The 11,751-nt window shown below is 64.3% G+C and carries 6 protein-coding genes; 1 reads left to right on the top strand and 5 read right to left on the bottom strand.

The features are described from left to right. Positions 1 to 30 precede the first annotated feature (30 nt). From ACN9MZ_RS03695 to ACN9MZ_RS03685, 3 genes are all read right to left on the bottom strand, one after another. Entirely contained in the window at positions 31 to 1,128 is a 1,098-nt protein-coding gene (locus tag ACN9MZ_RS03695; protein ID WP_426340955.1) for a LacI family DNA-binding transcriptional regulator, read from the bottom strand. A gap of 53 nt (positions 1,129 to 1,181) precedes the next feature. Next, complete coding sequence (locus ACN9MZ_RS03690) at positions 1,182 to 4,211, bottom strand: TonB-dependent receptor (protein ID WP_426340954.1); 3,030 nt, start codon at positions 4,209 to 4,211, stop codon at positions 1,182 to 1,184. 89 nt (positions 4,212 to 4,300) lie between these two features. Further along, positions 4,301 to 6,406: an alpha-glucuronidase family glycosyl hydrolase gene (locus tag ACN9MZ_RS03685; protein WP_426340953.1), complete on the bottom strand. Its 2,106-nt coding sequence runs from the start codon at positions 6,404 to 6,406 to the stop codon at positions 4,301 to 4,303. Positions 6,407 to 6,490: 84 nt separating this feature from the next. On the opposite strand from ACN9MZ_RS03685, the gene ACN9MZ_RS03680 reads away from it, so the two are divergent. Next, positions 6,491 to 7,612, top strand: a complete 1,122-nt coding sequence (locus tag ACN9MZ_RS03680; RefSeq protein ID WP_426340952.1) for an endo-1,4-beta-xylanase — start codon at positions 6,491 to 6,493, stop codon at positions 7,610 to 7,612. Here the strand turns inward: ACN9MZ_RS03680 and ACN9MZ_RS03675 are convergent. Both ACN9MZ_RS03675 and ACN9MZ_RS03670 read right to left on the bottom strand, forming a co-directional pair. Next, a complete protein-coding gene (locus tag ACN9MZ_RS03675) occupies positions 7,609 to 10,470 on the bottom strand; it encodes a glycosyl hydrolase 115 family protein (RefSeq protein WP_426340951.1) in 2,862 nt (953 codons plus the stop codon). The genes ACN9MZ_RS03680 and ACN9MZ_RS03675 overlap by 4 nt on opposite strands. Next, a complete protein-coding gene (locus ACN9MZ_RS03670) occupies positions 10,467 to 11,726 on the bottom strand; it encodes an SGNH/GDSL hydrolase family protein (RefSeq protein WP_426340950.1) in 1,260 nt (419 codons plus the stop codon). The genes ACN9MZ_RS03675 and ACN9MZ_RS03670 overlap by 4 nt, the downstream gene beginning before the upstream one ends. Positions 11,727 to 11,751: the final 25 nt, after the last annotated feature.

The following is an 11,751-nucleotide window of genomic DNA, read 5'->3' as shown; positions in this document are numbered from 1 at the left end:
CCAAATAATGGGGACGTACCCCATTTTTCATCAGGCTTTGGCGACGCTCCTGGCCGGCGGGCGCATGCGCGGCGCGGCATCGGACTGGCGGCGCACCAGGGTCGAATCCATCACCAGATGTTCCGGCTGCTGCGGGTCGCCTTCGCGCTGGGCGCGGATCTGGTGCACCAGGAATTTGACGGCGGTTTCCGCCATGTCGGCAATCGGCTGGCGCACGGTGGTCAGCTCGGGCCAGATGGTGGTGGCAAGCGCGGTGTCGTCGAAGCCGGCTACCGTCAGGTCGCCCGGCACGTCCAGTCCCATGCGATGGGCAATCGCCACCGTGGCGGCGGCCATGTCGTCGTTGCTGGCGAAGACTGCCGTCGGGCGATGCTCAAGTGCCAGCAGCTGCTCGGCCGCGTCGAGGCCGGAACGGTAGGTGAACATCCCTTGCACCGTCAATTCTTTCGGCATCGCCAGTCCCTTGTCGGACATGGCAGCCTTGAAGCCTGCCAGGCGGCGCGCGCTGGCGGTCTGGTTCGGATGGCCGATGACGAAGCCGATGCGCTGGTGGCCCAGCGCAATCAGGTGGTTGGTCATGGTGTAGGCGGCCTGGTAGTCGTCGATGCTGACGGCGCTGACGCGCTTGTCGGGCTGGCCGCAGGCAACCGTTACTGCCGGCACATGGGCCTTTGCCACCAGGTCGATCAAGCCTGGCACATCGCACAGCGGCGGCGGCAGGATGATGCCGTCGACGCCGTTATCCAGCAGGCGCTGGGTCTTGTCTTTCCACTGCTCCCCTTCGCACTTCTCCACCACCAGTTGCACGTTATTCAGCGACGCCTGGTTCAGCAAGCCGACCAGGAATTCGGTCAGGTAGCCGGCCGAGGGGTTCGAATAGAGGAAGCCAATGCGTACAGGCCGTACCCCGGCCAGGCGGCGCGCCGCCTGGTTGGGTACGTAATTCAGTGCCGCTACTGCTTCGTCCACCTTCTTGCGCGTGGTGCTGCGTACGTTCGGGTCGCCGTTCATCACGCGCGACACCGTCATCGGCGAGACGCCGGCCAGCTTGGCCACGTCGGACATGGTCGGCGCCCCGCTGCGCGGCGCCGTGGCTTCTGGCTTCGGCTTTACCTTCTTGCTCGACATCTGCTTAAAAGACCCTTTGTGGTTGGACAACAAAGGGACTCTACCACAGGCGATCAGAACTTTGCACGCAGCCCCAGGCTGAAAGTCCGCCCTGGCTTGTACCTGGTAAAGGCTGCGCTCTCGTACTGGAAGTAGGTACGCTGCGCCGAATCACTGAGGTTGGTGATGTCGAAGGTCAGCGTTGGCCAGTTGTCGCGGTCGAAGACCTTGGCCAGGTCCACGCTGGAGGACATGTCCAGCTGCTTGTAGTCGTTCACGAACAGCGCGGCATTGGTGATGCCGTTCTGGTTGGCGCCCGATACCTGGCTGCCTTCCGTCCAGTTGTGCGAGAAGCGGATGCTGTAGCCGGACTGCTCGTAGTAGGCGGTGAAGCTGTTGGTCAGGCGCGGCACGCCCAGCGCCACGAAGCCGTTGGTGCCTTCGCCGCTGGCTTTCTGCCTGGTGTAGGTCATGGTCTCGGAGAAGCCGAAGCCGCGCACCGGCAGCAGCTTGTCCAGCGGTTGCACCCAGCCCAGTTCCACGCCCTGGATCTTCAGCTCGCCGGAAGCGTTCTTCTGGCGGGTCAGGACCACGGTGGCCGCGTCGGGACCGCCGCGCGCATTGATGGCTGCCTGCTGCACCGGGGTCAGCGCATCCCAGGTCACGCCGTAGGCTGCCAGGTCGCGGAACGGGGTGGTGACGTTTTCGCTGACGGTGAAGCCGTTGATCTTCTTCTGGAACAGGGTCAGGCTGACATAACCCTCGCGGCCGGTGTACCACTCCAGGCCGACGTCGATGTTATCCGACAGGTAGGGGCTGAGCGAGGCGTTGCCGACGCTGCCGATATCGGCCGACGGGTTGGAGAAGTTGATGCCCGGACGCAGCGCGTTCGGATCGGCACGGGTCATCGAGCGCGATGCGGAGGCGCGCAGCAGCAGGTCCTTGCGCAGGCTGAGGGCGGCGCTGGCCGATGGCAGCGTGTTGCTGTAGCTGGTGTCGAGGTAGTAGAAGCTGTCGATGTTGGGGTACTTGCTGCCGTTCAGCGTGAGCGTTGCGTTGCGCGGATCGGGAATCGAATTGAAGGCGCCCACGGTCTGGTCGGTCTTCACGCGGCGCACGCCGGCGTTGTAGCGCAGCTGCATGCCTGCCAGGTCCGCTTCGCCATTGACCTCGGTGTAGAAGCCCTTGGTCTTTTCCTTGATGTAGCCGGCGGAGGCGCTGGTGTTGGAGGAACCGGTTTCCGGCGCGGTCGCCACGAACTGGTCGTAGTGCGAGTCCTGGCGGAACTTGTTCCAGTCCAGCGTGACGAAGCCAGGGCCAGGCTGCAGGTAGCTTTGCAGCGCGGTCGCCGGAATCAGGGAGCCGTTGTACACCAGGGTGTCAGTGCGGCCGGCAGTGTAGCCGGTGCCGAAACCTGGATACAGCGCAGCCGCGCTGGCGCCCGGGGTGCTGGCGCCGTTGCACGACGGTGCGCCGTTCGGGCCAAGCAGGAACACGCTCGGATTGTTGCCGCAAACAGCTGCCTGCCACGCGCCGGAATTGTCCTTGGCGGTAATGCGGCGCGAAATGTCGTCCAGTGCGAAGCCGGCCTTGACGTTGAAGGACTTTTCGCCCCAGGTCACATTGGCGCGCGCGCCCTTGGTTTCGGTGTTGCGCTTTTCCTGCTGCAGGTTGACGCGGCCGCCGCTCCACTGGAAGTTGGCCGGGTTGTTCAGGTCAATGTTCGAACTGATGGTGGGGACGTCGCCCGAAGTATTGTCGAAGGCGACGGTATTACCGGTGCCCAGCGCGGTGATCGGCATCACGGTCGGCGAATCGCGCAGGAAGGTGGAGCGGGTGATGTTGGCTTGCGCATCCATCTTCCACTTGTCGTTGATCTTCCATTCCATGCCCGGGTTGGCGCCCCACAAGGTCACGTCTTCGGTATAAGGACGGAACTCGAGGAAGTGCTGGGCATTGGCGAAGGTGCCGCTGGTGACCACGCAGCCATTGGTGCAATCGTCACGGTCGACCTTCATGTTCAGCGGGATCATGGCGCCGTTGCGGCCGACCCAGTTCATGTCGATACGCTGCAGGGTGTTCTTCTTCTTGCCACCCAAGGTGTCGAGGTAGAACTGCAGGTTTTCGGTCGGGCGGTATTCCAGGCTGCCGACAATGGAGACCTTGTCCTTCTTGCCGCTTTCGACCATCTGGCGTCCCAGGCGCGGGATGATGGCGTTGTCGATCTGGGTGATGTTCAGCCCGGGGTTGTTCGCCAGCAGGAAAGCCTGGTCGATAGTGGCGCCGGTGGTGAGGCCGTTGCCCGCGCCGGCCGGCACGGTCGATGGGATGGTCCAGTTGCCGCCGCCGGTGTTGTTGCGGGTCGGCGAGCTGCTTTGGGCAGCGCTAAGGTTGGCATTGGTCCAGCCGATGGTTTCAAAACCCTCGGTGCGGACCTTGTTGGTACCCCAGGCGATGCCGCCAAGGATGCCGAAGGTATTGCCCCAGGTGTTGCTGGCCAGGACGGAACCGCGGTTGCCGACTTTCTTGGCGACCGAGTTTTCGGTAGCGGTCACGTTGGCTGCAATGTAGCGGCCCTTGTTGTCGAACGGGCGGGCGCTGCGCATGTCGACCACGCCGGCGGCGCCGCCTTCCAGCAGGCCGGCGGTCGGGCTCTTGTTGACGGTCAGCTTGCGGAACAGGTCCGTCGGCAGCATGTCCAGGTCAACCTCGCGATTGGTGTTCTGGTTGTCGGTGCGGCCGGTCGATGCCACCGCCACCGGGGCGCCGTTCAGCAAGACCTTGGTGAAGCTGGTGCCGAGGCCGCGAATCTGGATATTCAGGCCTTCGCCGCTGATCTCGCGGCTGACTTGGATGCCTGGGATGCGGTTCAGGGATTCGGCGATGTTCGTATCCGGGAACTTGCCCAGGTCTTCGGCAAACACGGAATCCTGGAAGCCGATCGCATCACGCTTGTCGCGCGCCGAAGTTTCCAGGCTGCCGCGGTAGCCGGTCACCTGCACCACGTTGCTGGCGGGGGTGACCGTGTCCTGCGCATAGGCCTGGGCAATCATGCCGGCCATGACGGTGAGTCCCAGCAGGGTCTCTCTGCATATTACTTGCATCTGTCTTCTCCAAATTATAGTTATTACTACCATTTGGTAACATAAATTGTTACCGCTACCAACACAAACAAAAAAAGTATCGTTCTGTATCAGCCGTGTCCCGGTGCGAACGGGAAGTGCAGCGCTTTGTAGTACTCCAGGCTATGCGGCGGCGCCTGCACGCCAGCCGGCAGCGGCAACTTCGATACAGACTGGAAGTAGGCGATGCTGGCGTCGCGCCACCACTGCGCCTCCTGCCGCTGCACGGCCAGCCGCTGCGCTACCTCCTGATGGCGGCGCGCGTCGACCAGCGGTTTGAGGCGCTGCCAGCGCTGCTGCATGTCCGCCACAGCGGCGATGCCATTGTCGTAATGCGCCAACAGTTCGGCCCACAGCGTGCGGCCGGACGGCATGGCGTAATCCCACGGCAAGTGGTGGAACCACAACAGGTATTCGGGCGGCGTGCTGCGCGCGTCCGCCCAGCGCTGCGCCAGCGCCGGCGCGTACTGGGCCAGTGCGTTGCTGCCGGCCGCCGTGCGGTCGAAGCCGATGCCCTTGCTGTCGGCACGGTGGTAATAAGCCGGGTTCCATTCGGGGCGCGCCAGGTCTGACACCCACGGCGCGGGGCCATAGTGGTGTCCGGTGCCCATCAGGTGCGTCAGGCCGAGGGGCGTCATGTAGTCCACCACGGCTTCACGCGACATCATCATCAGGTCGGCGACCTCCGGTGCGGCCTTCGCAGAAAAAGTACGGCCGGCCCATTCCAGCGCAATATCGCGCGCCCTGGCCTGTGGGTTCCAGGCCAGGCGGCCGAAGGCGTACCAGTTGGCCTGGTCGAAGTGCGAACCGCTCCAGGTGCGGCTGCTGCCGATATTGGCGACGCCCGCCATGCCGGCGACCGCGGGCGCCGCATCGCGCAGGGTTTCTTCGTACAGCGTGCCGAGGTAGGCCAGGTGGGTGGCGAAGCCGAGGTACTCCTTTGTGACTTGGAACTCCATCATCAGCGGCGTTTTCGGCATCGCGCCGAACAGGGGATGCACCGGTTCGCGCGGCTGGAAATCCAGCGGGCCATTCTTCACTTGCACCACGACGTTCGGCGCGAACTTGCCGTCCAGCGGTGCGAAATCGCTGTAGGCCTGTTTGGCGCGGTCATCCGGCTGATCCGAGGCGTATACAAAGGCGCGCCACATGACGATGCCCTTGTGCGGGGCCAGCGCGGCAGCCAGCATATTGGCGCCTTCAGCGTGCGTGCGGTGGTAATCCTGAGGGCCGGGCTGGCCTTCCGAGTTGGCCTTGACGAGGAAGCCTCCGAAGTCAGGGATGGCACGGTAGATCTCGTCGGCCTTGGCACGCCACCACTGCGCGACTTGCGGATCGAGCGGGTCGGCGGTGCGTGTTTGCTTCAGCTCCAGCGGCGTCGACCAGCGCACCGAGAGATAGACGCGGAGGCCGTAGGGGCGCAGCACGTCAGCCAGAGCGGCGGCTTTGGCGATCCAGGGTGCAGTCAGGATCTCCGGCTTGGAGTTGACGTTGTTCAGCACCGTGCCATTGATGCCCAGCGAGGCATTGGCGCGCGCATAGTCGATGTAACGCTGCTCCCGGATATCCGGCAGCTCCCACCAGTTCCAGATCGATTCACCTGAGTAGCCGCGCTCCACGGTGCGATCCAGGTTGTCCCAGTGGTTCAGCACGCGACGCGCCAGCTTCGGCGCATTGCGTTCATCCAGCGCATCGAGCCGCTTGCCCAATTGCGCCGCCTGCAGCCAGGCGAACACGCCGTACAGCAGGCCGATATCCTTGTTGGCGGCGATCAGCGTGTACCCGCGCCCATTCGGCGAGCGCATCGAACGCAGCAGATATCCTTCGTCGCCCATTCCTTCCAGCGCGCAGGCAACGGCGGCCTGGCCACCGCTTGCATCGAGCTGCGCGCGGGTTGCCAGCACGATAGCGCCGCTGGCCTGCTGGGCGCCCGCCGAAAGCGTGGCAAGCGATGGCTCCTTGCCAGCCATGGCGCGCAAGCCACGCTGCAATTCCTGCACCGCTGCCTGCACGGTCGGCGATCCAGGTGACGCCAGCGCAATCTGCTTTGGCAACGCTACGCCGGCAAGCGGCCGATAGCGCAGCCAAAGCTCATATCCATCTTCCTGCTCCGCGTGCGCTGCCGCAAGCGGCAGCAGCAGGGCCAGCGCCAGCATGGCACGCTGCCAAATAACCATCCTTCGTCTCCCGGTTTTTTTCTTATGTTTGCGCAACCATTTCATGGTAGCTTATCTCAAAATTCAAACCAACAGGAGACTTTCATGAATAAAAATCGACGCCAGGTGATGCAATGGCTTGCCGCCGGGACGGCAGCGGCCTCCCTTCCCGCACTCGCCACCGGGGCAGAAACCCCTTTGAAATCAATCGCCGCAGTGAAAGGCATGCGGTTTGGGAACGCCCTTGGCTACGCCCATCGCAAGCCCGCTTATCTCGAATTAGTGGCGCGGGAATGCAACACTATCGTTGCCGAGAACGAAACGAAATGGCAGGCCGTGCAGCCCCGGCCTGGCCAATTCGACTTTGCCCGCGCCGATGCGATGTTCGAATGGGCCCGCGCCAAAGGCATGAACGTGCGCGGCCACACGCTGGTGTGGCAACCGTCCAAATGGCTGCCGGCCTGGGTCAACCAGCACGATTTCGGCGCTGCGCCGGCGCGCGAAGCCGAACGCCTGCTGCAGGCCCATATTGGCGCCGTTACCCGGCACTTCGGCGACGGAATCTATAGCTGGGACGTCGTGAACGAGGCGGTCGATCCCGATACCGGCAGCATGCGCAGCAATGTGTTCACGGAACGGCTTGGTGCCATCGAGCAGGTGGATTTGTGCTTCCGCCTCGCACGCGAGCAGCTCCCTGCTGCGCAGCTTGTGTACAACGACTACATGCGCTGGGATGAGGGCAGCGCGAAGCACCGCGCAGGCGTGCTGAAGATGCTGCAGGCACTGAAGAAGCGCGGTGCCCCGGTGCAGGCACTTGGCATCCAGGGCCACATCGGCTCCTGGGACGATTCCCGCAATGCTTCGCATGACCTGGCCGCATGGCGGCGCTTCCTCGACGAAGTGACAGGCATGGGACTGGATCTGCTGGTCACGGAATTCGACGTCAACGACCGCAAGCTGCCGGCCGATATCGCGGCGCGCGACGCGGGCGTGGCGGCGCTGGCGCGCGACTTCCTTGACGCGACCTTCAGCTATCCGCAGTGCCACGACTTCCTGCTGTGGGGAATGTCGGACGATATCAGCTGGCTGCAGACCTGGCACGAGGCGCCCCGCACCGACAAGCTGCCGATGCGCCCTTGCCCTTACGACGCGCAACTGCGCGCCAAGCCATTGCGCGAGGCGATTGCAGGGGCGCTGCGAGCGATGCCGCAGCGCTTCGCCGCTTAGAGGCGGGGGCTTTCCGGCGGGCCGAGATAGCTTGGCTTCAGCCCGCCGGCATCGAGCACCAGTTTCTGCAGCACGACGCCGGGCGAGATCGCCCAGAACTTGACGGTGTGGGTGCCCGCGCCGCGCACGGAATGGGCAGTGCGGAAGGTCACCGCACCATCGCTTACCGAGCGCTCCCACGCAGCCAGCGATGCATCGGCGTGCATGTTGACGATTTGCGGCGCTTCGTCGTCTACCGATACCGCGAACCTGAAACCGTCGCCGGGCTGGAATTTCTGGGTCGGCGCGAGCGTGGTATGCAGGGTGAACGTGCCTGGCTTTGTCAGTGCGATGTCATACTCCAGGCGCATCGCTTGCGCATCCGCCAGGCCGGCCGTAGCGTCGACCGGCAATGGCGTCATTGCCGACAAGGTCCGGCCATGGTCGGGCACCAGCAGCCAGGAGCGCCCTTCAGGCGCAACCTGGCGCGCGAAGTGCGCCGCCTCGATGGACACCACGCCGCCAGCCTCCACGAACGTTCCGTTGTGCCCTTCCACGGCCGCGTCACGCTGCCGCAGCGGCACGCGGACTTTGGTGCGCGAGCCATCGCCGCCACGGATGGTCAGCGACGCCTCGCGCGCATCGCGCGGCACCTCGGCCCATCGGACGTCTACGCTGATCCGCTCCTGCACCGCAATGCTGCCTTCGGTGCGCGACAGGATGATCCAGGGCTGGTCGGCAACAATGGTGAACGGCAGCGGCTGCGGTCCCCGATTGAAGACCTCCACATGGTGCGCCCGCTTCTCGTAGGCATCCAGCGCCGGCAGGGCGAGTGATTCGCTTCCCGGACCAGGCCACGCAGCCGCGTTGCCTTCAACGGCCACGCCGAGTGCGCCGGCAGCCAGCAACTGCACTCCACTAACAGGCGGCATCACATTCACTGGTGGCTGGTTCCAGTAAGTGTAGCCAAGCCTGGTCTGCGACATCATATGGTTCCACTTCCCGCCGCGCAGCGCATGGTATTGCTCCGACAGCGCAGCATCCTGGCGGAACAGCTCGCGTGCACGCTCGGCCAGTACATTGGCAGCCGCCCTGCCCTGGCGAGCATACAAGCGGTTCATTCCTGCCGTTGCGTACAGCTCATTGACCACGGCCCCGGCTTTCACCGGATACAGCACCAGTTCGAAGAAAGCATCGCGCTTCGCCTCCGGCAGCAGGCCATTGATGCGTTCTGCCTGCTCGGCCAGCGCGCGATATTCCGCCACCACGCGCTCCGACTCGTTGTAGTTCACCAGGCTATAGGTTTCCGGTTCCAGTTGCTCTGGTTTGCGTCGGCCGTTGTACTTGGTGTACTTCGCGACGATGTCCGCGATCTCCGCGGCATGCTCGGAACCGAACTCGCGCGCCGCCCACTGCTGCAGGTATTCCTGAAGGCGCGATGCAGGCCATGCATCCGGCTTCCACGCATAGCTCAGGAAGAACTCGATCGGAACCTCCATCGGCTTGAGGTCGCCGACATTCACGATCCACAGCTTGCGCGCGTCGTATTCCCACGCCAGGTGCATCTGCTCCCAGATCTTCGGGATCGGCGTCACGTTCAACCACTTGTACGAGCGCGGACCGCCGACATAATCGAAGTGGTAGTACACGCCGGCACCGCCTGGACGCTTGCGCTCTTCCGCTGTCGGCAGGCGCCGGATATTGGCCCAATTGTCGTCGCACCACAGCAGGATTACGTCATCCGGCACGCGCATGCCCTTCTCGTAATAGTCCTGCACCTCCTTGTACAGCGCCCATACCTGTGGCGCGGCAGGAAGCTTCGACAGCATCTTGCGCTGGTCGCCAACAATGCGCTGCAGCAGCGCGACGTTGGACTCTTCCGACATCGGCTCATCACCGTCGCCGCGCATGCCGAGGGTGACGATCTTCTCGTAGTCTTTCGCACGCACTGCGCCTTTCCACCAGAAGTCCTTCAGCACTGCCTCATTGCGGGAATAATCCCACGGCCCCTTGCCGTAGCGCGTCCACTCCTTGTGGGCGCGCGCCATCGGTTCGTGGTGCGAAGTGCCGATTACGACGCCATATTCATCGGCCAGCTTGCCGTTCAGCGGATCGTCGTCATAGAACGCCGCGTCCCACATTGCGGGCCACAGGTAGTTGCCGCGCAAGCGAAGGATCAGCTCAAATACTCTTTCGTAGAACTGGTGGTTGTAGCCGCCGTAATGCTGCTTGGCCCAGCCGGTCAGCGCCGGCGCTTCGTCGTTCAGGAAGATGCCCCGATATTGCACTGCCGGCGCATCGCTGACAGGCGACGTCAGCGATGCGTAGAGCGCGTTCGCGCGCTTCACCGGCACGTCGGCCCACCAATACCAGGGCGACACGCCGATCTGCTCGGACAGCTCGTAGATGCCGAAAATCGTGCCGCGCTTGTCGCTGCCGGCAATCACCAGGGCGCGCTCGACGCCAGGCATCGGCTGCGCCACCGACTGCACCAGCCAGCCCTCCCATTTACCCGCGATAGCCTTCCCATCGAGCTTGCCGGCTTTCACCAGGCCGTCCACCAGGCGGCTCTTGCCCAGCGTGCCGATGATGACCACATCATTGCCGCGCGGCGTGGACTTCTCAAGCGCTGGCCGGGCCCCGCTGACTTGCCCGATGTCCTCCTGCAGCGAGGCTGCCGCGCGCATCACGCCGGCATGGTCGCCGGCATCGACGTAAATCGTGGACGCGCGGCCAGCTTCCGCGAGCACGACGGCGCCCGGCGCCGCAGCCGCACGTTCAGTCGCGACGAAGGGTTTCTGTCCGAGCGCATGGGCCGGTCCGGCAGCGCCGGCGCCAAGCAAGGCGACGACGAGCAACAGTTCGCACAACCGCCTCATTTCGCAGCTCCGCAAGAGCGCAAGGCGTTCAGCGGCAACGCTTCCGCCATTGCGCGATAGCCGGCAATCGAAGGATGCAGTCCGTCGCCAACATCGAGCGCCTTCAGCAGGCGCTCCGGCTGCGCGGGATCGCGCAATGCCGCATCGAAGTCGGCCACCGAATCGAACACACCCGACGTGCGTATCCATTGGTTCAAGGCCTGGCGGTCTTCCTCATTATGTGGCGCAGGGCGATAGTAATCGCTGCCGGTATAGGGGGTGACGGTCGCGCCAATCACGCAGATTCCCTGGGCGTGGGCGCGCTCCACCAGTTGGCGATGCGCCAGCTTCAAAGCTTCCAGCAGGGCTGCGCGCGCGGCAGGCGTATCTTCGCCGGCGCGGTGCTGGCCGCCCAGGTCATTCACGCCAATCTGCACCAGCGCGTGCGTGACGCCGCTACGCCCCAGCACATCGCGCTCGAAGCGCGATGCCAGGTTGGGCCCCAGGCCGTCGCGCAGCATGCGTCCACCGCCGATGCCGGCGTTCACCACGCCAATAGTCATCTTCTCCCGCGCCAGCCGCGCCACCAGGAAATCGGTCCAGCGGTCATTGCCGTCCGTCGTAGTGCCATAGCCGTCCGTGATCGAGTCGCCGATCGCCACGACCGCAGCAGTGCCGCGCGGCGCCTGCACCTCGATATCGGCCAGTGCGTACCAACGCACCACCTTGCCCGCTTCCGGCCATTTCGCTTCCGCCTCATGGCGCCCCGCCAGCGTAAAGCTGGTGGTGCGCGAACCTGGGTGGCCGGTCTGGCGCGCAGGTTCGCCCTTGAAGTAGTAGGAGATTGCCAGGTCGGTCCCGGCTGCGTGCGGCAATTCAACTGGATCGCTGTAATACTCGGCGCCGGCGGGGATCACCACCGCAGCCTGGCCGCCGAAGGTCAGGGGGCGGATTGTCGCGGCGTCAACATCGGCAGAGCCGGCCGCCACCGCACGGGCAATGCTGGCAGCGTCCAGCGCCAGCGGAGCGGTACCGAAGGCATTACTGACGCGCACCCGCAACACTTTCCCACCGAGCGAGGCACGCACCACCTGCCGCAGGCTGCCATCGCGCCATTGCGCGGCAGGCAATTCATTCTGTCCTTCAGGCACCATCTGTGCCGTACCCCACGAAGCAACCCAGCGCCATTGCGGCGTTGCCGCCCCGGCGCCGGCAGCGCCAGCCAGCAGGGCCAGCCCCGCAATCCATGCATACAACTTCTGTTGACTTGCCCGCATAAATACCTCACACTTGAGAAATGGT

The organism is Pseudoduganella sp. S-14, assembly GCF_049913285.1.
GTDB lineage: Bacteria > Pseudomonadota > Gammaproteobacteria > Burkholderiales > Burkholderiaceae_D > Rugamonas.
This window is presented reverse-complemented; position numbering and strand designations above follow the sequence as displayed.